Origin of the sequence: Pedobacter anseongensis (genome assembly GCF_037482965.1) — a bacterium.
Lineage (GTDB): Bacteria > Bacteroidota > Bacteroidia > Sphingobacteriales > Sphingobacteriaceae > Pedobacter > Pedobacter anseongensis.
This window is the reverse complement of record NZ_JBBHKB010000004.1, coordinates 492,616-518,748: the sequence shown is the minus strand read 5'-3', so window position 1 is coordinate 518,748 and position 26,133 is coordinate 492,616. Positions and strand designations below refer to the sequence as shown.

At 35.2% G+C, this 26,133-nt stretch carries 25 protein-coding genes; 9 read left to right on the top strand and 16 right to left on the bottom strand.

Annotated features, from left to right (window positions below; translation table 11 throughout):
• Positions 1-2 precede the first annotated feature (2 nt).
• The gene (locus tag WG904_RS16335; protein ID WP_339580406.1) at positions 3-1,094 is read left to right on the top strand and encodes a mannose-1-phosphate guanylyltransferase; all 1,092 of its coding nucleotides are present in this window, start codon (positions 3-5) and stop codon (positions 1,092-1,094) included.
• Between the two features lie 105 nt (positions 1,095-1,199).
• Here the strand turns inward: WG904_RS16335 and rlmB are convergent, their stop codons facing one another.
• Complete coding sequence (gene rlmB / locus WG904_RS16330) at positions 1,200-1,964, bottom strand: 23S rRNA (guanosine(2251)-2'-O)-methyltransferase RlmB (protein ID WP_339580405.1); 765 nt, start codon at positions 1,962-1,964, stop codon at positions 1,200-1,202.
• Between the two features lie 196 nt (positions 1,965-2,160).
• On the opposite strand from rlmB, the gene dnaB reads away from it, so the two are divergent.
• Positions 2,161-3,729: a replicative DNA helicase gene (gene dnaB / locus WG904_RS16325; protein ID WP_339580404.1), complete on the top strand. Its 1,569-nt coding sequence runs from the start codon at positions 2,161-2,163 to the stop codon at positions 3,727-3,729.
• On the opposite strand, the gene chrA is transcribed toward dnaB, so the two are convergent.
• Both chrA and WG904_RS16315 read right to left on the bottom strand, forming a co-directional pair.
• Positions 3,726-4,925 carry a chromate efflux transporter gene (chrA, locus tag WG904_RS16320; protein WP_339580403.1) on the bottom strand — a complete coding sequence of 400 codons (1,200 nt, stop codon included), beginning with the start codon at positions 4,923-4,925 and terminating at the stop codon, positions 3,726-3,728. The genes dnaB and chrA overlap by 4 nt on opposite strands.
• A 20-nt stretch (positions 4,926-4,945) precedes the next feature.
• Positions 4,946-5,281, bottom strand: coding sequence for a tetratricopeptide repeat protein (locus tag WG904_RS16315; protein ID WP_339580402.1), 336 nt, complete (start codon positions 5,279-5,281; stop codon positions 4,946-4,948).
• A 77-nt stretch (positions 5,282-5,358) separates the two neighbouring features.
• Here WG904_RS16315 and WG904_RS16310 point away from each other — a divergent pair, with 77 nt between their 5' ends.
• The 6 genes from WG904_RS16310 to WG904_RS16285 all read left to right on the top strand — a co-directional run bounded on the left by WG904_RS16310 (position 5,359) and on the right by WG904_RS16285 (position 11,550).
• On the top strand, positions 5,359-6,096 hold the full coding sequence (locus WG904_RS16310) for an electron transfer flavoprotein subunit beta/FixA family protein (RefSeq protein ID WP_339580401.1): 738 nt from the start codon (positions 5,359-5,361) through the stop codon (positions 6,094-6,096).
• A gap of 108 nt (positions 6,097-6,204) precedes the next feature.
• Positions 6,205-7,173 carry an electron transfer flavoprotein subunit alpha/FixB family protein gene (locus tag WG904_RS16305; RefSeq protein WP_339580400.1) on the top strand — a complete coding sequence of 323 codons (969 nt, stop codon included), beginning with the start codon at positions 6,205-6,207 and terminating at the stop codon, positions 7,171-7,173.
• A 46-nt stretch (positions 7,174-7,219) separates the two neighbouring features.
• Entirely contained in the window at positions 7,220-7,834 is a 615-nt protein-coding gene (locus WG904_RS16300; protein WP_339580399.1) for a bifunctional nuclease family protein, read from the top strand.
• Positions 7,835-7,906: 72 nt separating this feature from the next.
• Complete coding sequence (locus WG904_RS16295) at positions 7,907-9,292, top strand: nucleoside permease (RefSeq protein WP_339580398.1); 1,386 nt, start codon at positions 7,907-7,909, stop codon at positions 9,290-9,292.
• A gap of 15 nt (positions 9,293-9,307) precedes the next feature.
• Positions 9,308-10,423 (top strand): DUF3667 domain-containing protein, encoded by a 1,116-nt coding sequence (locus WG904_RS16290; RefSeq protein ID WP_339580397.1) that lies wholly within the window; start codon positions 9,308-9,310, stop codon positions 10,421-10,423.
• Between the two features lie 14 nt (positions 10,424-10,437).
• Positions 10,438-11,550, top strand: a complete 1,113-nt coding sequence (locus WG904_RS16285) for a DUF3667 domain-containing protein (protein WP_339580396.1) — start codon at positions 10,438-10,440, stop codon at positions 11,548-11,550.
• Between the two features lie 49 nt (positions 11,551-11,599).
• Here WG904_RS16285 and WG904_RS16280 read toward each other — a convergent pair whose 3' ends face one another.
• From WG904_RS16280 to WG904_RS16240, 9 genes are all read right to left on the bottom strand, one after another.
• Entirely contained in the window at positions 11,600-12,886 is a 1,287-nt protein-coding gene (locus WG904_RS16280; protein ID WP_339580395.1) for a citrate synthase, read from the bottom strand.
• 96 nt (positions 12,887-12,982) lie between these two features.
• A complete protein-coding gene (locus tag WG904_RS16275) occupies positions 12,983-13,516 on the bottom strand; it encodes a DUF3347 domain-containing protein (RefSeq protein ID WP_339580394.1) in 534 nt (177 codons plus the stop codon).
• A gap of 102 nt (positions 13,517-13,618) precedes the next feature.
• A complete protein-coding gene (locus tag WG904_RS16270; protein ID WP_339580393.1) occupies positions 13,619-14,305 on the bottom strand; it encodes a lycopene cyclase domain-containing protein in 687 nt (228 codons plus the stop codon).
• Entirely contained in the window at positions 14,302-14,748 is a 447-nt protein-coding gene (locus tag WG904_RS16265; protein ID WP_339580392.1) for a sterol desaturase family protein, read from the bottom strand. Before WG904_RS16265 ends, WG904_RS16270 begins: the two co-directional genes overlap by 4 nt.
• A complete protein-coding gene (gene idi / locus WG904_RS16260) occupies positions 14,745-15,266 on the bottom strand; it encodes an isopentenyl-diphosphate Delta-isomerase (RefSeq protein WP_339580391.1) in 522 nt (173 codons plus the stop codon). Before idi ends, WG904_RS16265 begins: the two co-directional genes overlap by 4 nt.
• Positions 15,251-15,718: a hypothetical protein gene (locus tag WG904_RS16255; protein ID WP_339580390.1), complete on the bottom strand. Its 468-nt coding sequence runs from the start codon at positions 15,716-15,718 to the stop codon at positions 15,251-15,253. The genes idi and WG904_RS16255 overlap by 16 nt, the downstream gene beginning before the upstream one ends.
• A 6-nt stretch (positions 15,719-15,724) precedes the next feature.
• Positions 15,725-16,561 (bottom strand): phytoene/squalene synthase family protein, encoded by an 837-nt coding sequence (locus WG904_RS16250; protein WP_339580389.1) that lies wholly within the window; start codon positions 16,559-16,561, stop codon positions 15,725-15,727.
• Between the two features lie 7 nt (positions 16,562-16,568).
• The gene (locus WG904_RS16245) at positions 16,569-18,101 is read right to left on the bottom strand and encodes a phytoene desaturase family protein (protein WP_339580388.1); all 1,533 of its coding nucleotides are present in this window, start codon (positions 18,099-18,101) and stop codon (positions 16,569-16,571) included.
• Positions 18,098-18,988 carry a MerR family transcriptional regulator gene (locus WG904_RS16240; RefSeq protein ID WP_339580387.1) on the bottom strand — a complete coding sequence of 297 codons (891 nt, stop codon included), beginning with the start codon at positions 18,986-18,988 and terminating at the stop codon, positions 18,098-18,100. The genes WG904_RS16245 and WG904_RS16240 overlap by 4 nt, the downstream gene beginning before the upstream one ends.
• A gap of 226 nt (positions 18,989-19,214) precedes the next feature.
• Here WG904_RS16240 and WG904_RS16235 point away from each other — a divergent pair, with 226 nt between their 5' ends.
• Positions 19,215-19,673, top strand: a complete 459-nt coding sequence (locus tag WG904_RS16235) for a hypothetical protein (protein ID WP_339580386.1) — start codon at positions 19,215-19,217, stop codon at positions 19,671-19,673.
• A gap of 128 nt (positions 19,674-19,801) precedes the next feature.
• Here WG904_RS16235 and WG904_RS16230 read toward each other — a convergent pair whose 3' ends face one another.
• From WG904_RS16230 to WG904_RS16215, 4 genes are read right to left on the bottom strand one after another with little or no spacing between them, the layout of a single operon-like run.
• On the bottom strand, positions 19,802-21,355 hold the full coding sequence (locus WG904_RS16230; RefSeq protein WP_339580385.1) for an OmpA family protein: 1,554 nt from the start codon (positions 21,353-21,355) through the stop codon (positions 19,802-19,804).
• Positions 21,356-21,370: 15 nt separating this feature from the next.
• Entirely contained in the window at positions 21,371-22,246 is an 876-nt protein-coding gene (locus WG904_RS16225) for a hypothetical protein (protein ID WP_339580384.1), read from the bottom strand.
• A gap of 4 nt (positions 22,247-22,250) precedes the next feature.
• Positions 22,251-24,047: a hypothetical protein gene (locus WG904_RS16220; RefSeq protein WP_339580383.1), complete on the bottom strand. Its 1,797-nt coding sequence runs from the start codon at positions 24,045-24,047 to the stop codon at positions 22,251-22,253.
• Positions 24,047-26,128, bottom strand: coding sequence for a fibronectin type III domain-containing protein (locus tag WG904_RS16215; protein WP_339580382.1), 2,082 nt, complete (start codon positions 26,126-26,128; stop codon positions 24,047-24,049). Before WG904_RS16215 ends, WG904_RS16220 begins: the two co-directional genes overlap by 1 nt.
• Positions 26,129-26,133 lie beyond the last annotated feature (5 nt).

Sequence of the window (26,133 nt, the reverse complement as noted above, 5' to 3'; positions counted from 1 at the left end):
GAATGAATAAAAATAATTACGCACTAATAATGGCTGGTGGTGTTGGAAGTCGGTTTTGGCCAGTAAGTAGAACAGAATTTCCGAAACAGTTTATAGATTTTTTTGGTGTAGGAAAAACGTTAATTCAAAGCACTTACGATCGATTTGCAAATATTTGTCCACCAGAGAATATTTTTATTGTTACCAATGAAATTTATGTCGACTTAATAAAAACCCAAATTCCGGGTTTAAGCCCGAACCAAATCTTGGCCGAGCCAATTATGCGTAATACGGCTCCTTGTATTGCTTATGGTTCGATGAAGATAGCTGAGATTAACCCAAATGCTGTAATTGTAGTTGCACCTTCCGATCATACCATTGCTAATCAAGATGGGTTTATAATGGCTATTAATCAGTCGCTAAAAGCTGCAGCTGAAAACAAATGCCTACTTACGTTAGGCATTAAACCGAATCGACCCGATACTGGTTATGGTTATATTCAATATGAAGATGGGGTGCTGAAAACTGATGAAGCTATCCATAAAGTTAAAACGTTTACTGAAAAACCCAATGTAGACTTGGCGCAATCTTTTATACAAAGTGGCGATTTTCTTTGGAATGCCGGTATTTTTATTTGGTCGGCAAAAGCAATTAATAGGGCTTTTGAAAAACATTTACCTGATATGTTCGAAATTTTTCAGCAAGGTAAAGTTTTTTACAATACGCCAAATGAAGAGGCATTTATTGCCAATGCTTATCTCCAATGCACAAATATATCCATCGATTTTGCCATTATGGAAAAGGCAGACAACGTATATATCTTACCAGCAGATTTTGGATGGTCTGATTTGGGCACATGGGCATCTATTTATGAAATGGCTGATAAAGACTATGTAGGAAATGCCGTTATTCCAAGTAAAAAAGTGATGATGTACGATTCGTCTAATTGTATGGTGAATGTTCCTAAAGATAAGCTAGTTATACTTCAGGGTTTACATGATTATATCGTGGTAGAATCGAATAATATTTTACTGATTTGTCCGCGTTCTGAGGAGCAAAATGTAAAAAATATTACTGCAGATGTGAAAGCCAAATTTGGGAATAAGTTTATTTAGTATTGAGATTTAATTAAGTGTTAACCTAGAGTTTTCCAATTGCAAAATGGCTGTTCAGCATGTTATATGTACCCAGTCCCACTAGGCAATACTCATATCTCAATACTATTGCCGCTGTCTAACCGCCTCATACAAAATTACTCCAGCTGAAACAGAAACGTTTAATGATTCGATTTTCCCAGCCATTGGTATTTTAGCGAGGTAATTTGCTACTCTTAACAATTCATTTGAAATTCCTTCATCTTCTGAGCCCATTATAATTGCTGTAGGTAAAGTGTAGTCTGGTACATAAATTAAATCGTTTGTTTTTTCGGTACACGCCACAATTTGTAATCCACTATCCTGAAGAAATAGACAGGTTTTATGTAAATTCGAGTGTCTGCAGATTGGGATGCTAAACAGTGCTCCTGCCGAAGTTTTTATAGCATCAGCATTAATTTGCGCAGCATTTTTTAAGGGAACTACAATGGCGTGAACCCCTACACAAGCAGCAGTTCTAGCAATAGCACCCATATTCCTTACATCGGTAATGCTATCTAATATTAAAATTAATGGAATTTCTCCCTTTTCGAAAACGGATGGAATTATATCTTCAATATTTTGGTAAGTAATTGGAGAAATGACTGCAATAACACCTTGATGGTTTTTTTGAGTCATCCGGTTCAATTTTTCAACTGGAACTGAGCTTAATGGAATTAATGTGCCATTTAAAAGTGTTTTTAATTCAGTAAATAAATCGCCAGCCAAGCCACGTTGCAAATAAATGGTTTCGATATCACGACCTGCTTTTATAGCTTCGATTACGGCCCTAATACCAAATACAAATTCGTTATTTTCTTTTGGGCGTTGGGGTCTTCTAAAATTATCCATTGTTTTTTATAAGGAAATGCAAAAATAAGAAATAGATATGAGATAGTCATCGTTAGAAAGATTGAGCCTTATCAACATTTAATTGTTTAGAAATAAATTTAATATGTTAAAACAATCTTTAAATGCAATATCTTAATTCCCAGTCTGTTTAAAAAGATTTAAGAATTGGACCTTTCTTTTACCTAATTTTGAGGATATGATTATCGATAACGAACAACAGGGACAAGGAAAATACTCAACTTCAGCACGGAAGAGCAGGCTGGCTACATCTATGAATACGATGGGTAAAATACCGCCACAAGCTATAGACTTAGAAGAAGCGGTTTTAGGTGCTTTAATGCTTGAAAAAGATGCCTTATCTACCGTTATTGATATTTTAAAGCCAGAAGTATTTTATGCTGAGTCTCATAAAAAAATATTTGAAGCGATCCAACAACTCTTTCAAAAATCGAAGCCTGTAGATATTTTAACCGTAACTGCTGAAATGCGCCAGCAAGGCACTTTAGAATTGGTGGGCGGAGCCTATTATATTACCAATTTAACCAACCGTGTTGCTTCTGCGGCAAATATCGAATATCATGCCCGAATAATTTCTCAGAAATATATCCAACGCGAGCTAATTAGAATTTCCACTGAAATTATTACGAATGCCTACGAAGATACCACCGATATTTTTGATCTTTTAGATCACGCCGAGAAAAACTTATTTGATATTGCCCAAAACAATTTGCGTAGAGATACGCAAAAGATGGACGAGATTATTAAACAATCGCTAGCCACACTCGAAGAATTACGCACAAAAACAGATGGCTTAACGGGAGTTCCTTCGGGGTTTACCGATTTAGATCGAATTACAGGAGGTTGGCAAAAATCTGATTTAGTGATTATAGCTGCTCGTCCAGCAATGGGTAAAACAGCATTTGTACTTACTTGTGCTAGAAACGCAGCCGTCGATTTTAAGAAACCCGTAGTGGTGTTCTCTTTAGAGATGTCGTCTGTTCAATTGGTAAATCGTTTAATCTCTGGCGAAACTGAAATTGAGCAAGAGAAAATTAGAAAGGGAAACTTGGCCGAATGGGAATGGCAACAATTGCACAGTAAAATTGGAACCCTCACCGAAGCCCCACTCTTAATTGATGATACACCGGCATTGAATATCTTCGAGTTTCGTGCAAAATGCCGTCGTTTAAAATCGCAATACGATATTCAAATGGTAATCGTAGATTATCTTCAATTAATGCATGGAAAAGGCGAAGGTCAAAGTGGAGGTGGTAACCGTGAACAAGAAATTGGCAGCATATCTCGGGCACTAAAATCGGTTGCCAAAGAACTTGAGGTTCCCGTATTAGCATTATCACAATTAAGCAGAGCGGTAGAAAACCGACCTGGTCAGAACGGGAAAAGACCATTGTTATCAGATTTACGTGAATCGGGTTCCATTGAGCAAGATGCAGATATGGTATTATTCTTGTATCGACCTGAATATTATGGTATCACTGAAGATGAAAATGGTCGCTCACAAGCCGGTATTGGAGAAGTTATCATTGCTAAACATAGAAACGGTGAAACCGGTATCGTTCCGTTACGCTTTATTGGTAAGTATGTGAAGTTTGCTGATTTGGAAGAAAGTTTTATGCCTCAAAATAGTTTTTCTTCTGAGAGCGCAGCGATGTTGCCTTCATCTAATTTCGACAGACCATCGGGCAATGTGATTATCAAACCCTCTAGCATGAATGATATGCACGATGAAGATGCTCCTTTTTAAATCAAATAGCCTAAAATTATACCTGCTAAAATAATAAATGGCGGACTAATCTTCGTATACACCAAAATTAAAAACGTTGAAATTAATATTCCAATAGCTAACCAATCTAGTCCAATTGGTTGCACCAATAAAACAAATGCAGCAATAATAAATCCAACACTAACGGCATTGATTCCAGATAATGATTGTTTGATTCGAGCAATCTTCTTTAAATCGTCCCAAAAAGGAACAATAAATAAAACCAAAATTAATCCAGGTAAATTAATTCCTAACACGCCCAATAAGCCACCTAAAACCTGTCCAGATAAATCATAGCCCCCTTGCTTCATACTTAAAGCACCTAAATAGCTAGTAAAAGAAAAGGTTGGGCCTGGTAAAATCTGTTGCATGGCAAAACCAGAAATAAAATCGGTTTGCAGCAAATAGTGCTTCATTTGCACAAATTCGGTAAACATTAAGGGCACTAGAACTTGTCCGCCTCCAAAAACAAAAATACCATTACGATAGAAATTCTCAAATAGTCTAATTGGTAAACTAAAAGGAGATGTTCTATTTATAATAGCTCCTAGCATTGCCATAAAGAGCAATACACCTATAAAGTAACTTAGTTTTCGTGGATTGATATTGGCAAATAGGCGCACCCGAATCTGTGCTTCATCTGTGGGTGTACCTATGGCCGACGATACCATTCCTCCAATTAATATGGCAATGGGAAAAACATAGGCATTTCTTAAAACCAGCGTTGTAATAACGGCACCAAATGCTAAAAAGATAGCAATTTCGTTTTTAAGTACTTTTTCTGCTAAATGAAAAGCCCCATAGGCAACGATTCCTAAAGCTATTGGATTAATAAATTTTAAAATTTCAACAAATTTTTGCTTCTGATCTAATAAGGCATAACTTATAGCAGCCATGGTCATCATTGCTGCTGAAGGTAAAATCCAGATTAAAAAAGTGAGTATCGAAAGTTTTAATCCCCCAACCTTATAGGCAATGCCTACTAAAGTTTGAGTAGAAGCCGGACCCGGTAGAACTTGAGCTAATGCATTTAATTCCAACAACTCTTCTTCCGAAATAAAACGATTGTTCTTTACAAAATAGCGAAGCAAAAGCGAAATATGTGCTTGTGCCCCACCAAAAGCGGTAAATGTAAAAAATAATACATTTCTAATAAATAAGAGCTGCCTATTTGCCATGCTAAACCTATAATCCTAGTCTATTCGTCCTCATAATCTAAACCTGCCGCACTAGCATAAGCCCCTTGTAATTCAGAGAAGGAATGCATGTCTCTTTTTGTTTTCGCCTTTAACATGCCTGTTTGATAAGTTGCTATCGCCTTTTCCTTCTCATTTTCCTTTTCATATAATTTGCCCAAGTGATAATAGGTACCTACATAATCTGGATATTCCTCAATTAATCGTAAATAGTAATGAAATGCATTTTTTGTGTCATTTATTACATTGTACTCTGTTGCTATGGCATAGAGTACAAAGGGATCGCTTGAATCGTTGCTTAAAAATTCTAATAACTTTGATAATCGGTCGTTTTGCATTTTAAATCACTGCTTTTTTAATTAGATTTGCATAAAGAATTAGAGCTGAGTAACCTTTTAAATCAAATATAAAACCTATGAAGATATTAGTTTGTATAAGTAACGTTCCAGACACCACCACAAAAATAACTTTTACCAACGATAATACACAATTCAATACGGCAGGTGTTCAATTTATTGTAAATCCGTACGATGAGATTGCATTATCGAGAGCCATTGAACTTTGTGAAGGTGGAAAAGGTACCGTAACGGTAATTAATGTTGGAGAAAGTACAACAGACCCCACCATTCGAAAAGCATTAGCCATTGGCGCTGATGATGCCGTTAGGATTGATGCAGCCCCACGAGATGCCTATTTTACAGCTTTTCAAATCGCAGAATACGTAAAAGCGAACGATTTTGATATGATTTTATGTGGGCGTGAGTCTATCGATTATAATGGTTCACAAGTAGCGGCGATGATTGGCGAATTTTTGAGTATCCCATCAATTTCGATCATTAAAAAATTAGATTTTGACGGAACAACAGCCACCATTGAGCGTGAAATTGAAGGTGGAAAAGAAGTAGTTTCGGTTGCTGGAAAATTCGTTGCAAGTTGTGCCGAAGGTACTGCAGAAGCCAAAATTCCGAATATGAGGGGAATTATGTCGGCCAGAACTAAACCTTTATTGGTTGTCCCTGCCAAGGATGTAGAAGAGCTTGGTAAAATAACGAAATTTGAAACTCCTGCCCCACGAGGAGCAGTGAAATTAATTGCTGCCGAAAATGCAGAAGATTTAATTGGTTTACTTCATACCGAAGCTAAGGTAATTTAGTTTTCACCCGATAGCTATCGGGTTACAGTTCGGAGTTTTCAGTTGGATGTATAACACCTCAAATAATTAATTTAAATTATATCCTTTAGGGGATTAGCATAAAAAGATATGTCAGTATTAGTATATGTAGAACAAGCGAATGGTAAATTCAAGAAATCTGTTTTTGAAGCAGTTTCTTATGCTAAAGCAATAGCAGATAAGCAAAATACCACGTTAGCGGCTATTTCAATAGGGAATGTTGCAGATAGCGAGTTAAAAGAATTAGGTAAATATGGCGCTTCAAAGGTATTAAGTGTTACGAACGAGCAATTAACTAGTTTTGTAAATCAAGCCTATGCTGCTGTAATTGCAGAGGCAGCCGAAAAAGAAGGCGCAGCTATCATAGTACTTTCAAATTCTTTTTCTGGTAAAGGTTTAGCACCTCGAATTGCGGTTAAACTTAAAGCCGGATTGGTTGATGGAGCGGTTGAATTACCAAATTTTGAAGGTGGATTTTGTGTTAAAAAAACGGCCTTCTCGGGAAAAGCTTTTGCAATAACGAGTTTAACTTCATCAAATAAAGTTATTGCTTTAAATCCAAATGCTTTTGGTGTAAAAGAGTCATCGGTTAATCCCGTAATTGAAGCGTTTAGTCCGTCAGTAAAAGCAACAGATTTAGTGGCTATCGTAAAAGAAATTGTTAGGGCTACGAACAAAATTTCATTACCAGATGCCGAATTAGTGGTTTCTGCGGGTAGAGGTTTAAAGGGACCAGAAAACTGGGGCATGATTGAAGAATTAGCCAATTTGTTAGGTGCCGCTACAGCATGTTCTAAACCTGTATCGGATGCCGATTGGCGACCACATTCAGAACACGTGGGTCAGACAGGTATTGCCATTAGCCCTAATTTGTACATTGCAATTGGTATTTCTGGTGCTATCCAACATTTAGCAGGTGTTAGTTCGTCGAAAGTAATTGTTGTGATCAATAAAGATCCAGAAGCACCTTTCTTTAAAGTTGCAGACTATGGCATTGTTGGAGATGCATTTGAAGTTGTTCCAAAAATTATTGAAGCGTTAAAGGCTCATAAAGGATAGTTTTAGTGTACGACCTCGCAGGTACCTGCGAGGTTGATTAAAGAATATGAAGAAAGTAAAACTCGACATCGTGGGCTTATCGTATAGCCAAACCCAATCTGGCGCCTATGCCTTAGTCTTAGGTGAAGTAAATGGCCGAAGAAGACTGCCCATAATTATTGGTGCATTCGAAGCGCAAGCTATTGCTATTGAGATTGAAAAAATGACCCCTACTCGTCCGCTTACGCACGATTTATTTAAGAGTTTTGCTCAGCTCTATCATATACAGATTACCGAGGTGTTAATTTACAATTTAGTTGATGGGGTTTTCTTTGCCAAACTAGTTTGTACTGATGGCGAAAATACACAGGAAATTGATGCACGTACCTCTGATGCGATTGCACTAGCGGTACGTTTTAATGCGGTTATTTATACCTACGAGTTTATTTTATCTTCTGCCGGAATAGTGATCGAAGGAAATGATTTTTTATTCTTAGAAAATATGGATTCGATTACCAAAGAGCATAGTTCAGAAGATATTCAGACCTCTATTCCGGTTTCAGGATACCAATCGCTTACCAACGAAGAACTCCAGCAGAAGTTAGAAGAAGCATTGGCAGAGGAGGCTTATGAACGCGCAGCCCGGATTAGAGATGAAATTACGAAGCGCAAAGATTTTTAGTTTCTATATGGTTTATGTTTTAAAATAGTTATAACTTACAGGCAACTATTCACTAACGAAACAAACTAATAAATGAACATTAAATTTCGCTTAACCATCATGAGTTTCATGCAATTTTTTGTATGGGGCGCATGGTTAATTACTATTGCCAATTATTGGTTTGGTACAAAACAATGGGACGGTGCACAATTTGGCCTAATTTTCGCCACAATGGGATTTGCATCGCTTTTTATGCCAACACTTACCGGTATCATTGCCGATAAGTGGATAAATGCAGAAAGATTATACGCCCTTCTTCATATCCTATATGCCGGTACGCTATTTTATATTCCACAGGTAGAAACACCAGATGGATTTTTTTGGGTCATATTTTTAGCTATGTGCTTTTATATGCCCACCATATCATTAAGCAATTCCATTTCATACAGTACATTAAAATCTGGCAATCTAGACGTGGTAAAAGATTTCCCACCAATTCGGGTTTGGGGTACGATAGGTTTTATTGCAGCTATGTGGATAACTAATTTAACAGGTAGTAAAGCGAGTGCAAATCAATTTTATATTGCTGGTATCTCTGCACTTGGCCTTGGGCTTTATGCTTTCACTCTACCAAAATGTGTTCCTTCGAAATTATTGGAAGAAAAATCGACCATTTTTCAGAAGTTGGGCTTAGATGCATTTAAATTATTTGCCGATTATAAAATGGCTTTGTTCTTCATCTTTTCTATGTTTTTAGGTGGGGCGTTACAATTAACCAATGCTTATGGGGATGTATTTTTAGACGAATTTAAGTTGTTTCCTACCTACGCAGAATCATTTGTAATTAAATATTCGACCATAATTATGTCCATTTCGCAGGTTTCTGAAACCTTATTTATTTTGGCTATTCCTTTTTTCTTGAAACGTTTTGGAATTAAGAAAGTAATGGTAATTGCCATGTTGGCATGGGTTTTCAGGTTTGGATTGTTTGCTTATGGCGATCCTGCAGGGAATTTATGGATGATTATATTTTCATGTGTAGTATACGGAATGGCTTTCGATTTCTTTAATATCTCAGGCTCTCTTTTTGTTGAAACTTCTACCACTCCAAAAACACGTTCATCAGCACAAGGTTTGTTTATGATGATGACCAATGGCTTTGGTGCTGTACTGGGAAGTGTAATTTCGGGCTGGATGATTCAAAAATATTTCACAAAAGGATACAGTACCATTCAGGCCTTGGCCGATCATGTTGGTGCGCCAGCTAGCGATACCCATTTGTTAAAATTTTTAGCTGATAAGGGCATTACAGTGTTAGGAAATGGCGAATTAAGTAGAGTATTAGATGTTAAAGACTGGCGAAACATATGGCTAGCATTTACATTTTACGCTTTAGCCATAACTGTATTATTTATTATTTTCTTTAAGCATAAGCATACCAAAGCCGAAGCAAAGGCCATCGAAGCGATTTCTCATTAAGATACAAATTATAAAATGTCAGCTTTTAAGCTAAGAAAAGAAAAAGATTGCCTCAATTGTGGGAGAATAGTTGAAGAAAATTTCTGTCCACATTGCGGTCAAGAAAACATCGTTGTAAAAGAAGATGCGTTGCACATGGTGAGTCATGCTGTGGCCGATTATTTTCATTTTGAACATAAATTTTTCGGTACCATTAAGCCTTTAATGCTTAAACCCGGCAAACTTACCAAGGCCTATGTAGAAGGAAAACGCGTTTCATTTATCCATCCTATTCGCTTATATATTTTTATCAGTATTATTTTCTTCTTGGTTGTGCTAAATGAAAAGAGAATTGGAGAAGGTGGCGATCCCATAAAAGTAGAAGAGAGTAAACCAGCTAAAGGAAACGAAAAACTTACGCTAAGTCAAAAAGATAGTTTAGTTGATTCTGAAATCAGAGAAGTAGAAAAAGCGATGAAATACGTTCCGAATGCCAATGGATTACGTGACAGTTTAATTAGGGAAGCAAAAAAAGATATTATAGCCGATGCAAAGTCGGGCAAAGTGAATACGAAAATAAATTGGAAAGTCGGAAATAAAAAAAAGTGGGCAAATAATTGGGCTACTAAAGATACTACAGTTGCAGATTATGAGAGAAATCAGGCGAAGTTGCCCAAAGAAAAGAGAGATGGTTTTCTGGAGCATTATTACATTAAAAGAACAATAGAGCTAAATCAATATCCAGATCCGAAAAAGAAATTTATAGAAGATTTTTTGCACAACATTCCAAAAATGATGTTTTTGCTGCTTCCGCTTTTTGCACTAATATTGAAATTGGTCTATATCAATAAAAATAGGTACTATTACGAACATCTGATTTATTCGTTCCACGTACACTCAGCGATATTTTTAAGTGTATTAATTACCATGCTTTTACAGTGGTTATTTGCTTTTGTGTACGATATAGATGGCTGGCTTTATGCTATATGTACATTTTATATCATATGGTATATTTATCGTTCACTTAGGGCCTTTTATGGAAGCACAAGATGGATCACGGTGTTAAAAATGTTCTTTTTAAGCTTTGCTTATAATATTGTGCTCACTATTTGTTTCTTGATCATCATTGCCATAAGTTTCGCTATGATTTAATTTAATTAATCTTAATGTCTGCCGGAAAATATAGAAAAGAAAATAATTGTTTAAACTGTGGTTTTCATGTCGAAAAACATTATTGCAGTAGTTGTGGTCAGCCCAATCTAGAGTTAAATGAGAGCTTTTGGCAATTTATTAGTCACAGTGTAGCCCATTACTTCCATTTTGATAATAAGTTTTTTCAAACGCTGGTTCCCCTTATTTCTAAGCCAGGTAAAGTTACCCTAGATTACTTAGCAGGTAAAAGAGCAAGGTATATTAATCCGATCAGCATGTATATTTTCGTCTCGCTTTTGTACTTTTTGGTCGTTTACTCTAATAATCACAAAAAAGAAAATGAAAACGAGATTACCAAATCAACACTTAAACGGCCCGTTTTAGACAGTATTTCCACGCCATTATCAAATGCTGGATTGATGAATAAACAGATATTAGCGAAAACCCAGCAAACCATAAATGAGAGTTTTGATCGAGAAGAGTTTCGTGCATTGCCGTTCAATGAACAAACCCGAGTATTACACGAGTTAAATACGAAATACAAGGAACAAAAATCAGATTCATTAAAAAAGCTAATCCATACGTTCACAAGAGTACACGAGGTGGCGAATGATAGTACCTATGCTGCATACCTAAGCCGACAATCAAAGTTATCGAGTGCTGAAAAGGATAATTTTTTTGAACGGTATATGCAAAAGAGAAGCATTGAAATAGGGCAAAATGGTGAATTCATTCAGGAACAATTAGAACACAACAGACCAAAAGTTTACTTTTTATTTATGCCATTGATGGCATTTTTCGTTATGCTTAATTTCAGGAAAAACAATATCCGATATCTAGATCATTTGATTTTTACCATACATGGGATGACCGCATTTTTTATCGTATCAATTATTATAGAGCCTACTAAACGATTTTTATTCCCAGATGGTTTTATTAGCGTTGTTTTAGAAACTGCACTGATTGCTTGGGTTTGTTGGTATTTAATGCGGAGTTTGAAAATATTTTATCAGCGTAAAACCTCAACTACAATTTGGAGAGCCCTATTTATCATTATCCTTTATAGCTTATCCTTAAAACTTGCCGAAACGGTAATTACCAATATTATTTATTACGTAGCCACTTAAACCAAAAATACTTTGACAAACCTTAAAAGTTTGTCAAAGTACTTAGTGATTACCTATTTTCAATAGGAACAAAATTCATATCTACATCGCCAACATATACTTGACGTGGGCGACCAATTGGTTCTTTATTCTCGTGCATTTCTTTCCACTGCGCAATCCATCCTGGTAAGCGACCTAAAGCAAATAACACTGTAAACATGTCGGTTGGGAAGCCTAATGCTCTATAAATAATACCAGAATAGAAATCTACGTTTGGATATAATTTACGATCAATAAAATAAGGATCGCTCAATGCAGCTTCCTCTAATTTTTTAGCAATTTCTAAAACTGGATCGTTGATACCTAATTTCTCTAAAATATCATCGCATGCTTTTTTAATAATTTTAGCTCTAGGATCGAAGTTTTTATATACACGGTGACCGAACCCCATCATTCTAAAAGGATCGTTCTTATCTTTTGCTTTATTAATCCATTTTTCAGTATCGCCCCCATCTTCTTTAATTAATTCGAGCATTTCAATTACTGCTTGGTTAGCGCCACCGTGCAACGGACCCCAAAGTGCCGCTATTCCTGCCGATACAGAAGCGTATAAATTACAATCTGATGAACCAACCATTCTAACAGTCGACGCTGAACAATTTTGCTCATGATCGGCATGTAGAATAAGTAACGTATTCATTGCACTAACCACTACCGGATCTATTTCAACTTCCTCGGTACGTTGCCCAAAAATCATATTCATGAAATTGGTTACGTAATCGTATTTATTTTTAGGATAAATGAGTGGATGACCTAGTGATTTTTTATAAATGAAAGATACAATAGTGGGAAATTTAGCCAAGAGTTTAATCATCGTTAAATTCATTTCTTCTTTCGAAGAATTTGCATTTAATGATTCAGGATAGAATGTAGATAGAGAACAAACTAGTGACGCCAATTGTGCCATTGGATGAGATTTAGAAGGATAGCCATCTAAAAATTTCTTCATGTCTTCATGGATCAAGGTATGGCGACTAATTACTGACTGAAAATCAGTTACTTCTTTAGTGGTTGGTAAAGCACCATAAATTAACAAATAAGCAACTTCTAAAAAATTAGATTTTTCTGCCAATTGCTCTATAGGATATCCACGATATTTAAGTATTCCTAACTCTCCATCTAAAAACGTGATTGCACTTTTCGTGGAACCTGTGTTTTTGTAACCTAAATCTAAAGTAATGTGACCTGTTAAATCTCTTAATTTTGAAATATCGATAGCCTTCTCCCCTTCTGTTCCTGTAATTACTGGAAATTCATATGTTTTTCCGTCTATCTTAATTTCTGCAATATCTGACATATAGTTATAGTTTTATAAATAACAAAAATAGGTAATCTGTTTCAAATACGCCACTTATTAACTTAACAATGCTGTTAATAAATAGTTAAATTCTAATTATTGGGCTTTAATTTCTTCCAAAACGGCACCACACTCCATCATTTCGCTGCCATAATAAGGATTTTGAATTTTTTTCTCCGAAGCAAGCCAATCGCCACCCTCTCCATTATTAGCCATCGGACAATGCTGAACATAGATTGTTCCTTTGCTTAAAGAAGCATGCTTAAACAAAGCAATAATATCGGCACTAAGTGAGGTAAATGCTGTACGCTGCACCGCAATATCATTTGCTGCTTCTATTTTGGAAGCTGTAATCGCTGTATTTTCGCAACCTGCATAGGCTTTTAAAGAAACGGATAATTTCTTTGCTGCTGATTTTGCATCGCTAACATTGGTTGATACCAAGGCATTTTTTAAGGCAAGATAATCGGTGTAAATTGCTCCAACTTTTTTATCCTTAAATGTAAGCGTTGCTACCGTAGAATCTACTTTTACAGCGTTCGAATCTTTAGTTTCGGTTGATTTATTTTCGGCATTATTGCAAGCCATTACGATCAACATAAACGCTATTCCAAAATATTTCCTCATCATTTATATATATTTTATTTTGCTGCTCAAAATAGCATTTATAATTTTAAATTAATAAAAAAAGCCAACTAAAATTGGCTTTTTAAGTATAAAATTAGATTTTAATTATAATTTAATGAAGTCTCTTTTTAATAACGTCTTATAAATCAATAAATTCATTAAAACCATAGCCATACCATAAAATACATCTTCGAAAGGAATGGTTAAAATTCGGCAGCCAATGATTTCATTTTCATTATACCAAACTATCGGATTTTCTATGCCCGTTCCCGTTAGTACACCGTTTACAATTAGGAATGGGAAAAGTAAAATACAATAAATCAAGTAAAATTTAATTAACCAGTCAACCCGCATAACATATTTTGCAATTAACAGCAACACGCCAAGTGTTAAAAAAGCAAACATCGTATAGGCCTTTTCGAAATTTAAAATTGCCATAAATACACACGCAATTATAAAAATCAGACTTATCCATTTATCCGTTTTTGGCTCTTTTAACCACAAATCAATGCAGTGATAGGTAAATACACATGCATAGGGAATACATAAAAAGAAAAGAATTTCTTCCAAAGGAAGGTTATACAGGTAAACGCCCACCAAGTAGTCGCTATTAAATCCCCATACCCCCAAATCCGTAAAATAAGCATCCCATACTATAAAAAAAAAGCTTGTACATATTACTGCTGGAAAAAAAGCTTTCCATGTTTTATAAAACTTAAGTTTAGGATGAAAAGAGAATAAAAAAGGAACGATTATAGTAAAGAAATTTACTAAGAGGTAAGCATACTTCATTTCACTGAATCTCTAAAGTACTTTAATGGCACCCAAAGCATCCCGAAGCATTCGCCATGTTCCTTGCTAAGATGTTTATGGTGCATTTTATGTGCTCTTCTAATTGCCCTAAAATAACGATTATCAGTAGTCCTAAAAAACTTAAAACGCTGATGGATAAATATATCATGAACAAGAAAATAGGCCACTCCATATAAAGTAATACCTAAGCCAATATACAAGGCGTTTGCAAGGTTATAAAAAGAACCTAACCCTATGCAAATTATACCTGGAATTGCAAATATTAAAAAGAAAAAATCGTTTCGCTCAAAAAATCCGGGATGATCTTTTTGATGATGATCGCTATGCAAGAACCAAAAAATACCATGCATAATGTATTTATGGGTTAACCAAGCTACCCCTTCCATAATTAAAAAGGTTACTAGAATTATCAATACGCTCATGATGCCTTAGTTTTAAATTCAATAATATTCTCGAAACATATTTTTAACCAAGCGGTATAATGATTTGGATTTTCATTTAAATCTAAACCCAGCTCATCTAAACTCATGTATTTGAATGACGCCACCTCGTTGGTATTTATTATGGGTAATTCATCGCTTACGCCAAAATATACATGGTCGAATTCATATTCAATTAATTGATTGTCGAAGGTGGCTTCGTAAATAAAATTAAAGCCATACTCCAGTTCGCATGCCATTCCCATTTCTTCCATTAATCTGCGACTTGCAGCTTTATCCGTCTCTTCAAAGGGTTTAGGGTGACTACAGCAGGTATTGGTCCACTTGCCAGCAGAATGGTATTTATCAAGTGCTCGTTGTTGCAGTAGTAACTCACCGCTGCTATTAAAAATGAATACAGAAAATGCCCTATGTAACAATCCCAGACTATGAGCTTCCATTTTATCGATTATCCCAAGAGGATTATCAAGACGATCAACCAATACTACTTGTTCTTCCATATTTTTATTCTTTGTAGATAATTTTCAATTCTATTTTTAAGATCTCTATCTTTAATACCTTCGAGTTTATTAATTAACAACTTCTTATCGGCTTCAATCGCATTAGAATAGCCTAAAAAACCAGGTATATTAGTTTGGATCGTAAGCCTGATGTACCTAAGTTCAACATTAGAGCCATCTTTCCTTATTGCATTTTCAATCAACTGTTTACCCTTATTAAATCGGCTTAACTTTGTAATTGGGTTAAAAACATGGTTGGCCTCCATCATTATAGCCGCACCTTTATATCCAGTTAACAAAGCATCATCATTTTTAACAGGCATTAATAGCGCAATTAATTTTTTATTCGCTTGTTTATCATCAGCAGCAATTTCATACAAATTTCTAATTTCAATAACGTTAATGCTATCGATTTTAAATAAAAGAAGTAGAAGACAAATTTTCGTTAGCATTTTATCTTAGCGTATGTTCATCCTAAACCGTATCATCGAATCGAGCATTAAACCAAATTTTTGTCCATTCGAAATTCGTATACGTTTATTCATAATTTCGTTGACACCTGTATTCTTAATTTTTTCGAATAATGTTTTATAATAGACATAGGCTAAATAAACCCCTTTTCTAGATGATAAAGGTAATTTTTTAATCCCTATAACCGCCACCTTAAATTCTTCATCAATCTCCTTTTCGATCATTTTCTTTTGATCTTCTCTAAAATTAGCTAAATCTACATTCGGAAAGTAACTGCGATTTAACTGCATAAAATCATCCTTTACATCACGCAAAAAATTAACTTTTTGAAAAGTTGAACCCAATTTCATGGCATATGGTTTTAACTTTTCGTAAAATGATTTATCGCCATTAGTAAATACACACAAACACATTAAACCCACTACTTCTGCCGAACCTAAGATGTATTGCTCATAAGTTTCATTACTATACACATTATCCTCTAGATCCATTTCCATACTCTTTAAGAAGAGTTCTATCAACTCAATATCTATATTATATTCATTAACCACTTTTTGAAAAGAATTAAGTACTGGATTTAAGCTAATGCCAAATGTTATGGCCTCAAAACAATCTTTCTTAAATTTTTCTAGCAGATACTTTTTATCATAGTTATGAAATGAATCTACAATTTCATCAGCGAAACGTACAAAGCCATAGATTGCATATATCGGATCTCTTAATTTTTTATCTAGAAAGTAAATTCCAAAAGTAAAGCTAGTACTGTAGCGTTGTGTGGTAATTCTACTGCAATCGGCAGATAATTTATCAAACAGTTCTTTCATGCTAGGATTAATAGGATTTTAAGTTAATAGGATTATTGACCCTTAGCGCATCATGCTTTAGGTATTTTATGACTTCATTTGCCGCAACGGTTCCGGATATAATGGAAGGCGGAACACCCGGACCGGGCACAGTTAATTGCCCGGAATAGAATAAGTTGTTCAACATTTTGTTTTCTATAGAAGGTTTTAAGTTGGCTGTTTGCTTAAGCGTGTTCGCCAAACCATATGCATTTCCTTTGAAAGAATTATAATCGAGTTTAAAATCATTTACGCAATAACTTTTCTTGTACGCAATGGCGGATATAATTTCTTCACCAATATATTGCTCAAGGCGCTTTATCACGAGATCAAAATATTTTTCTCGTTGTGATGTGGTATCTGAAAGATCGGTTGCAATTGGAATAAGGATAAACACATTTTCATGATTTTCAGGAGCTACTTTTGAGTCGGTTTTAGATGGACAACACACATAAAACAAAGGTTTATCTGGCCATTTAGGGTCTTTATAAATTTCCATAGCATGTTTCTTTAAATCCTCATCGAAAAAAAGAGTATGATGTTGCAATCCAGTTAATCTTTTATTTATTCCCAAATAAAAAATTAAACAGGAAGGCGCTAAAACTCTACTATCCCAGTATTTTTTGCTGTAATTTCTAAACTTTTCGGGAAGCAATTCTTGTTCTATGTGATGATAATCTGCTGATGCAATAATTGCATCGAAGGTTTTTTCTTGCTTGTGGGTGACCACTTTTTGGATTCGATTTTTAGTTAATTGAAGGTTTATAACGGGCTGCTCTAAATGAAACTTAACGCCTAAATTTTCGCCAACCTTTTTCATTGCATGTACTACTTCACCAAACCCTCCTTTTGGATACCAAGTACCTAGTTTTAGGCCCGCATAATTCATTAAAGAGTATAACGCTGGTGTGTCTTCTGGAGTAGCACCTAAAAATAGAACAGGAAATTCCATTAATGCTATTAATTTGGGGTGCTTAAAATATTTTTTAACATGTTTACTAAATGATGTAAACACCTGCAGTTTAAAAATACCTTTAATTAAATCGAGGTCTACAAATTCAGTCAATGATATTCCTGGCTTATACACCAATTTCTTCATCCCAATGTTGTATTTAAATTCAGCCTCTTTCATAAACGCATCTAGTTTTAAAGCACTTCCAGGCTCAATTTCTTCGAAGAGTTTTCTCAAATCTGCATAATTGCTGGGAATAGCTAAATCTCTGTCCTTAAAAATTACTGAAAACGACGGGTCAAGTAAAACAAGTTCATAAAAATCGCTCGCGGTATACCCAAAATCGCTAAAGAATTTTTCAAATACTTCAGGCATCCAGTACCAACTTGGACCCATATCAAACACATAGCCTTCTTCTGTTTTAAATTGACGAGCCCTACCTCCTACTTCTTTATTTTTTTCGAATACCTCTACTTGATAACCTGCTTTTGCCAAATACGCAGCAGCACTTAGGCCAGCAAAGCCTGCCCCAATTATTGCTACAGATTGACGATCTACATTTGTGCTCATTTCTTAACGGTTTTTAATTGAGCTTCGAACTGATCTATTGAAGTAATCCAATTTACATTGCTCGGCAACTTTAAGCCAGAAATTAATTTATGATTCCCTGCCAAATGAATTAATACAGAAGGATAGGTTGTAGAGAGTTGGTCTATATACTTTTGAGCATGCGTTATCAAATTATTTTGAACCATAAAGATTAATATGTGATTAATCTTATTTAAAGCGAATACCTGATCTACCGATTCTAAAGGAACTCGTGGCCCTAAATAAATTACTTTCTGTGCTAACTTACGAAGCGCATAATTGGCATATAAAAGACCGATTTCATGTTCTTCTTCTTGGGGTAAAAACAATAACCAAGTTTTGCCATTATCAAACTGCGGAAGGTTCTCTATGGCAACAAATAACTTCTGTCGGATAATACTTGTTAAGAAATGTTCTTGTGCAGCGCAAATGCTATCCTTTCGCCACATTAACCCCAGTCTAACCAGCAAAGGATAGATAATATATTTATAGGTATTAGAAACCTCATATTTTGCAATGCATTGATTTAAAAGTGTACTAAATTTAATTTCATTATAACCAATTCCATACTGAAGTAATTTCGAGATGTAGCATTCGTATTGTTGATCTTTAGCAATCGTGTCGCTTATTTCTAGATCAATATGCTGCTTCATTGCATCATCACTTAATAAGCAAACTTTTGATATTTTTAATCCTTGGTTACTAATGCTAACAATATTTAACAAACGCAATAATTGCTTATCATCGTAGTATCTAGTATTTCCGGCCGAACGATGTGGAACTAGCGCATTATAGCGTTGCTCCCACATTCTTATGGTATGTGACTGAATTCCAGATAGTTGTTCTAAATCAGAAATGGTATACTGCATTTTGTTTAAATATTTTTCATTTAATTTAAACAATAATAAGGATAATAAGTTTGAAAAAGTTTTGGCACTGTAACAAAATGGTCATTTTTTTAAGCCGTATAATCCTTTTTTTAAAAGACAGATGTCTTTTGTTAAAGACACGTAAATAATTGTGGTTTAATACGAAAAAAAATGCATGAATAGGCAGTTATTTAACTAGTGGCATAAAACTTGTATCTTTGCAGTAATGCGGTTAAGAATAAAATTTCTAAAATATATTTTATTTATTTTGGTTACTGGTAGTGCAGAAGCAAGTTTTGCTCACTATGGAACGTCTGGTTATGGATGTAATTTAGGAAATGTGGTGTATGGACAAAAAATAGGTACAACTAAATTTTATGGAACATCATACGATGTATATAGTTCTAATGGGGCACATTACTCGATTGACTGGAATAATGCGTCTACCCCTTATCAGATCAATAGTTATAACATTCACGATCAAGGCGAAACATGTTGGGTGAATAGTTATGTAAACCCAAAAAACAATAACTCTGGTGTTTCTTATGGCTCTTTAGTGTACTATACAGTAAATCCACAAGTGAATGTTCCGTTAGATGATTATGTAGGATTAATTCTTATCCTAACTAGTGGTTTAGGAGCCATTATCATCTATAAAAAACAACTTCTCTCCTCTAAGTTGTAAGTGTTTTATTGAATTCATCATATTAATGCTTACCTTACCTAAATGGGTGATAAAGCAAACTTAATTTTAGGTATGATTTCGATATTAGGTGGCTTTTCTGTGTTATATACTATCTTTAAAGGGAAACGTTAATTTAATACTTTAAATTCAGTGCGTCGATTTTGCTCGTGCTGTGCTTCGCTGCATTTAACCCCATCTTTACAATCATTAATTAATTTTGTTTCGCCATACCCTTTTGCAACAAGTCTAGTTTCACTAATGTTTTTTCTTTTTAAGTAGTTAACAACTTCCTGTGCTCTTTTTTTACTTAAACTTAAATTTGAACTTGCACTTCCCCTACTATCTGTATGTGAGTCAATTTCTATTTTAACACTAGGATTATCCGTTAAAAATAAAACCAATCGGTCTAAATCTGATGAGGCCTCTTGCTTAATGCTACTACTTCCTGTAGCATAATAAATATTCTTTAAATTTATAGTTGAATTAGGTTTTGTTTCTTCAATGCCCAAGAGAAGTTTAACATATAACGTAGTTGATCGGTTTAATCCCTTTGTACTTACCACTTCGATATTAGAAATGTAGTTTGATTTTTTAGCAGATAGTATATAATCGCTATTTTCGCTCAATTGAATATTAAATTTCCCATCAGTTGAATTACTTTCAACGGTAATCGTTTTATTTAAAGTTTTATCTATAATACTTATTACACCCCCCCCCATTGGTGTATGCGCATTTTTATCTTCCACTATTCCAGTCAATGTAAACCTGGGGTCGTTATGCGTGAGTTTGATTAAAATTTCTTTTTCTTCACCATCAAAACTGCTCTTTTGTATTTGCCGGGAAGTTGTGCTAATATCATTCAATACACCTGTAATTGAATAATTATCTGCCTTAACTGCAGGAAAAAATACTTCACCCGTACTATTTGAAACTCCTTTTAGTTCATTTCCATTTGCATTAAAAGCAATATTCACAGCTGGAAGGGGTTCACCCGTCTGCTCATCTACAACACTAATTCTAATGTCCTTATGAGCTATTTTTATGATAGGAGGTTGGACTGGTGTAACAACAATTGGCTCAACTAAAACAGGTTTGGTTCTTTGCTTTTTGCTAATACTCGTTCCAATACCGATAGTATAATATAAGTGATTATTAACATTCGCCCCGCCTGCAAACCGGTATTGCATATTGGTTAAGATAAATCCTTCATTAAATAAGTTAAACTTCAAACCTACTCCTGCAGGAAAATATAGACCTGACTTTTTATAATAGGTAAATCCTGCACCTCCAAAAAAATAGGGTATTATCCCATTTGCATCATTCAATAGCTTGGCATTAAAGCCAACATTCATATCTAACAAGAATTTGCTAACTCCGTTGGTGCTTCCATCTTTAAAGAGATAATCCATGGAGCTTCCATCCAACGTAGCTGTAAAATCTAAAAGCTGATTTAGACCTTTTAGATAGTTTAGGCCAAATCCTGCTTGCATTTCCCTAAAACCACTCCATTTATCGTTTTTTAGTACATCACTTAAGGAAGTAAGCTTAATCTGTTGTGCCGTTTTAAAATCATTATAGAAAATATGAAAGGCTATTGATGTTGTCTTTATTGTTTTTGTTTCCTGAGCCTCAATTCTTAAGATTGAGAAACAGGTACAACAAATTAATATAATTCTTTTCATCTGAATTGGAGCTTTTTAGTTAGATGTCTTTGTTGCTTCTATATTTCTTTCAATCTTAAAAATAAAAGGCGTACTTCTACCTTGTGTAGTCGCATCAACACCCTTCAAGGGCATACCTTCACGATCAAAAGTTTGGATCGTCCATATAAATCTTTTATTGGATGTACTATCCAACATTGCCAATTGTGGTCGCCATACGTATTGCGTAGTTCCTCTAACCACCTTTTCATTAAGTAGTGGCCTATTTCCTCGAAAAGCCTGCATGGGCGTTTGGTCTGGCAAGATTTCAAATATTTGGATGCGATATTCTGGAAGTTCTGGTACAGCTGGAATGAGGCTTGTCCACCGAAACACAATGGTACGCTGTGCAATGTGCGCCTCTAAACTAGCTTCGTTTGACGGGCTCATCAACAACGGTAACTGATAGTCCACCATAGAGAAAGGTTTGGTTTGCTTCGCTCGAACCACATCACCAGCCGTATTAACTACTTCTACAGTCATTTGATAAAGGCCTGCGCTTAGTCTACCTGTACGTTGCAATAACGTTTGTGCTTTACCCGAAAATGTTAAATTCTGAAACTGCAGCGCATCTGCAATGCTAAATAAGTTAACCCCATCCTTTAATCGATAAACCCTTGCAGAAGCGGTATTGGAACTAGCGATTACGGCTCCACTTCCGTCGAGCAAAGTGGTTCTGAGTTTAACATTTGGATCACTTATCACTACTGGAATGTAAGAGATAATTAACTGCCCATTAATCGGATTATTCCAATCATTTAACCAGGGTTGTGGCCGGCTATTTAGTGCAAGATTTATTGTAATTTGGGATTTAGATGAAGAAATCATAAAAAATACCGACACCATCAATAGTATAATTTTTTTCGTAATCATTTTGTTAAAATCTATATTGCAAACCTGTCCTAACTGTTGTTTCAAAATAATTTGGAAATCCAGTTATGGGAGGATTTAATGAACTTCCAGGTAGCTCTGTACCGTAGTGGTATACATTCGCTGTTACAGAAAATTGCCAAATTAACTTTTTATACAATTCCCAATCGAAGCCAGCAGTTGCCAAGAGATTTTTATTAGCAGTATAAGGTTTAATGGTACTTAAGCTGTATTGCAGCTGACCTTTAAACCCTATTTTATCTTTAGGCTTCCAATTCATTCCAGCAGTTGCACTGAGCAGGGAAAGTTCGATTGGTGTTGCTTTATTTTGGAACCACATGAGGCTAAAATCTGGACTGATTTTTTTCTCTAAAAATGTGGGGACATATAAAAGTAATGCCGTTTTGGTCTTGTTATGGGTAGTGCCAAATGGGGGTACGATCAGTGTTTCGTCGTACTTGCTATAGGTATAGGTTGCACTTAATAGGTGATTAATTTTAGAAGTTGTCCAGGTGTAGGATGGATTTAGGCTTAACTCATTGCTTACACTTTTATAGCCCGAAATACTGGAAGCATCAAACCCGAAGTTATTAAAGCCAGCAGTAAGTGTAAAACGATCGCTAAACTGTGTAAAGACATTAATGTTGGCGATGATTTGTTTGGTTACACTTGGACCAGCTATTTTGCTTAAATTTCCAAAACGCTGACCTAAACTGGCCACTACATTCATTTTCTTTTTAAAAGCATTAAAATGAGTATTCGCTAGATATTCTGCTTTATCATTTTGCATAAATGGATAACCTGCGGTATAATATCCTGCTCCATAATAATTAAACTTAGCCCCTATTTCCCAGTCAGAGCCTTTCTTAGCAATACCAATCATTACTGCGTTATCTTTATTGGATGAGGTATGCGCTTTAATAAAAGGTTTAAAATCAGGAACGATGCTTGTGGAGACTGGCAAGTTTAGATTCCTTGTAAAAAAACTTTGTCCAAGTTCAATATGATACTTCCAACCATCACTAGTATTTACTTTAGCTAAAAAGCTTACGACCATGTTTTCTTGTGGTTCTATTGGAGGTAAAGGTGCTGAAGTAACCGAGCTTCTACGATCTGAAGATTTTACAAAGTTAAATCCGGCAAAATATTTCTCTTCATTTTCCATTCCCAACTGTGCCATCCACTGATTCCTTTGGTAAGCACCAATTATACCATTTGGTGGGAATTGAGAAACCGATTGATAATCGACCGGCCGCTGTGAAACGCCATTGAATACTTTCAATCTAAATTTACCTGGAGCTAGATTTACACCATAACCAAATACCCCTAAATCTCCAGTACTTAATTCGCTGTATTGCAGATTTTGTGTACCTAATAGAATTTCTGTTGTACCAATTTTAGGGCGAATACCGAAATTATTAACTGGATTGGTTAAATATTGCCATATACTTTGCTTTTTTCCTGTTGATGATGTTGTAAAATTATTTTGCAGGGCACTAAAGTTGAAATTGAAAGGAATATTCCACTTTCCAACGCTAAGGCTTGGGTTAAAGGAATATCGCAATAAATTCCATGGCTTACGAGCAGGGTAAAAATTTGGGACAGATGGATTTGGATTTTTATCTAGTCCATATCCCTCATACCACACACCCATGTCGCCACCAATTTTTACGAGTTTCTTTTTATCTTGTGCATTTGCATGAAAAGACAATACCAAAACAAAGTAAGGTATTGATTTTCTTAAAGCACTTTTCCAGAAAGCACTTATTTTTCCACAATACATTTTTTTTATCTCTAGCTCCATTATTGTGCTTTTTGAATAATAAATTCACTTAAAGGAGATTGGCCTCCATCTTCGGTGAGTACCTTAATCGCATAAATATTTTCTTTGCCCATATTTTTATCGGTAAATTTTTTATCTGTAACTCTGGCATATTGTTGAAGTTCACCTTTGGCGTTCTTCTTGTAAATGACAAAAAATACTTCTTTTTTCAATTGTGGATACGTCCATTTTAGTTCAACTTCTTTGTTAATTATGTTTGAATTAATATTTGTTACGGGAGGCCGAATTCCGCCATCAAAAGGTTTTCCATATACTGGATTTGCATACTTTGAGTATAATTTGCTTTGGTCAACTGCTCTGATCGAGTAATAATAGGTTATATTGGTTTTTACAGCGGTATCAATTACCTTTTTCTGAAGTGGACTTAATTTGAATACTACTTCCCAATTATTGTTCAGATTTGTTTTTCTATAAATAAGTTGCTCTTTTACATCCAAACTTTCGCTAGGGGCAAAATAGAGTTCTATTTGCTTTTCTTTTACTATAACATTTGTAAAAACAGGTGTTATTGGAGGAATGGTATCCGGTCTTTTAACCGCAATTACATCTGAATAGATAGACTGATTGTAATTAAAATCGAGTGCCTTTACTTGGTAATAAGTTTTAGGCGTTAGGGAATTAAGTGAAACCGTGTCAGTAAACACAAGTTTAACGGCGTTGCTATCTAATTTATCTTTTCTAAAGGATTCTTGAATAACCGAGAGTTCATGTTCAGCACTATTACTTTTATAAATCCGGTACCCTTTTAAATCTTTTTCTTTGCCTTTTTTAATGGTTAGCGTAACAACACCTAAGGAATCGACAATTGCACTTACAATCTCGGGTTTAGATGGAGGAATAGTATCCACTAAAGCAACATAACCCGGATAAGAGGCACTGATGTTTCCTGCGGTATCAAGTGCATATACTACATAGTAATTATTTTCTTCGAGATTAAAGTCAGTGTCTACAAAACTCCTTATCGTATTTGCCAGCAGTTTTTGATGAAGCAATTTAAAATCGCCAGAATCTTTGCTCGATCTGGCAACCATAAATCCTTTTAAATCGGTTTTATTTCCATAAATATCCCATCCAATGCGTATCTCCTTTGGTTTAACATGCTTTAGTTGTTTTAAGATAGGCGCATCTGGTGGAGTAAGGTCTTTTGGCATTCCTTTAGCTTCAGCAAATAATACTTTTTCACCAAAAGAGGTTAATCCATAAAAACGATACCGATACCATTTATAATTGGTTAACGAATCATCGTCGAATGTGCCGTTCGTTTTGCCCTCAAAGCCTGCTCCTTTAGAATCGTAAATTGGTACGGTATTTAAAGGTTTAAATTGAGTTTCACCTTCGGCTGCTCTTTCTACAAAATAACCAGCTATTTCGGGATTAACAGGCCAAGCAAAGGATAATTTCGTATCGCCAGCAAAAACAAGCACTTCATTTTTATATCGATTGGCATCAGCCACTGCTTTTACGGTGATGTTCGCATTTTCAATTTCATAGACAGTAGAGTTTGCATTAAGCTTGATCTGATAAGCATAGGTTTGACCAAGTTTAACAGCATTATCTATATAGCTTAAACCAAGAGCTTTTGCTACTTTACCATCTTTTATAGTTGTTAGCACAAACAAGCTATAAATCATATCCTCTTTGCTCTTCTGCTCTTTTAGGTCTGCAATACCTGCATCAAGATTTAGGGCTTTTTGTTCATTATCTTTTCCTGCAAACAAAAATTCCATCGCAATCTCCATATTGTCTTTTGTAGCTAAATTTTTTTCGGTGGCAATGAGCGAATTCCAAGTTGCTTGATCTGATGCTTTAACTGTAGCTATATCTTCAAATTTATTCGCCCCAGCTTCCTTACGCTGAAGAGTATAACTATGGTTAAAACCTAACCTAAGAATGGTTTTGTGGTCAGGAATCCACCGTAGTTCTATTCCATTTGCAGTAGTAAACCTGCCAATTGCTGCGATTTTTGTTTTAGCCCCTTCTATTTGAGCGAATGACGAAAATGAAGCAAGGAGAAGTAAAAAAAGGTTCAAGTATAATTTCATAACAC

What these genes read in the sequence shown, in the direction of transcription:
- WG904_RS16335 (WP_339580406.1), top strand. Translation starts at nt 3, where the DNA reads ATGAATAAAAATAATTACGCACTAATAATGGCTGGTGGTGTTGGAAGT.
- rlmB (WP_339580405.1), bottom strand. Translation starts at nt 1,964, where the DNA reads ATGGATAATTTTAGAAGACCCCAACGCCCAAAAGAAAATAACGAATTT.
- dnaB (WP_339580404.1), top strand. Translation starts at nt 2,161, where the DNA reads ATGATTATCGATAACGAACAACAGGGACAAGGAAAATACTCAACTTCA.
- chrA (WP_339580403.1), bottom strand. Translation starts at nt 4,925, where the DNA reads ATGGCAAATAGGCAGCTCTTATTTATTAGAAATGTATTATTTTTTACA.
- WG904_RS16315 (WP_339580402.1), bottom strand. Translation starts at nt 5,281, where the DNA reads ATGCAAAACGACCGATTATCAAAGTTATTAGAATTTTTAAGCAACGAT.
- WG904_RS16310 (WP_339580401.1), top strand. Translation starts at nt 5,359, where the DNA reads ATGAAGATATTAGTTTGTATAAGTAACGTTCCAGACACCACCACAAAA.
- WG904_RS16305 (WP_339580400.1), top strand. Translation starts at nt 6,205, where the DNA reads ATGTCAGTATTAGTATATGTAGAACAAGCGAATGGTAAATTCAAGAAA.
- WG904_RS16300 (WP_339580399.1), top strand. Translation starts at nt 7,220, where the DNA reads ATGAAGAAAGTAAAACTCGACATCGTGGGCTTATCGTATAGCCAAACC.
- WG904_RS16295 (WP_339580398.1), top strand. Translation starts at nt 7,907, where the DNA reads ATGAACATTAAATTTCGCTTAACCATCATGAGTTTCATGCAATTTTTT.
- WG904_RS16290 (WP_339580397.1), top strand. Translation starts at nt 9,308, where the DNA reads ATGTCAGCTTTTAAGCTAAGAAAAGAAAAAGATTGCCTCAATTGTGGG.
- WG904_RS16285 (WP_339580396.1), top strand. Translation starts at nt 10,438, where the DNA reads ATGTCTGCCGGAAAATATAGAAAAGAAAATAATTGTTTAAACTGTGGT.
- WG904_RS16280 (WP_339580395.1), bottom strand. Translation starts at nt 12,886, where the DNA reads ATGTCAGATATTGCAGAAATTAAGATAGACGGAAAAACATATGAATTT.
- WG904_RS16275 (WP_339580394.1), bottom strand. Translation starts at nt 13,516, where the DNA reads ATGATGAGGAAATATTTTGGAATAGCGTTTATGTTGATCGTAATGGCT.
- WG904_RS16270 (WP_339580393.1), bottom strand. Translation starts at nt 14,305, where the DNA reads ATGAAGTATGCTTACCTCTTAGTAAATTTCTTTACTATAATCGTTCCT.
- WG904_RS16265 (WP_339580392.1), bottom strand. Translation starts at nt 14,748, where the DNA reads ATGAGCGTATTGATAATTCTAGTAACCTTTTTAATTATGGAAGGGGTA.
- idi (WP_339580391.1), bottom strand. Translation starts at nt 15,266, where the DNA reads ATGGAAGAACAAGTAGTATTGGTTGATCGTCTTGATAATCCTCTTGGG.
- WG904_RS16255 (WP_339580390.1), bottom strand. Translation starts at nt 15,718, where the DNA reads ATGCTAACGAAAATTTGTCTTCTACTTCTTTTATTTAAAATCGATAGC.
- WG904_RS16250 (WP_339580389.1), bottom strand. Translation starts at nt 16,561, where the DNA reads ATGAAAGAACTGTTTGATAAATTATCTGCCGATTGCAGTAGAATTACC.
- WG904_RS16245 (WP_339580388.1), bottom strand. Translation starts at nt 18,101, where the DNA reads ATGAGCACAAATGTAGATCGTCAATCTGTAGCAATAATTGGGGCAGGC.
- WG904_RS16240 (WP_339580387.1), bottom strand. Translation starts at nt 18,988, where the DNA reads ATGCAGTATACCATTTCTGATTTAGAACAACTATCTGGAATTCAGTCA.
- WG904_RS16235 (WP_339580386.1), top strand. Translation starts at nt 19,215, where the DNA reads ATGCGGTTAAGAATAAAATTTCTAAAATATATTTTATTTATTTTGGTT.
- WG904_RS16230 (WP_339580385.1), bottom strand. Translation starts at nt 21,355, where the DNA reads ATGAAAAGAATTATATTAATTTGTTGTACCTGTTTCTCAATCTTAAGA.
- WG904_RS16225 (WP_339580384.1), bottom strand. Translation starts at nt 22,246, where the DNA reads ATGATTACGAAAAAAATTATACTATTGATGGTGTCGGTATTTTTTATG.
- WG904_RS16220 (WP_339580383.1), bottom strand. Translation starts at nt 24,047, where the DNA reads ATGGAGCTAGAGATAAAAAAAATGTATTGTGGAAAAATAAGTGCTTTC.
- WG904_RS16215 (WP_339580382.1), bottom strand. Translation starts at nt 26,128, where the DNA reads ATGAAATTATACTTGAACCTTTTTTTACTTCTCCTTGCTTCATTTTCG.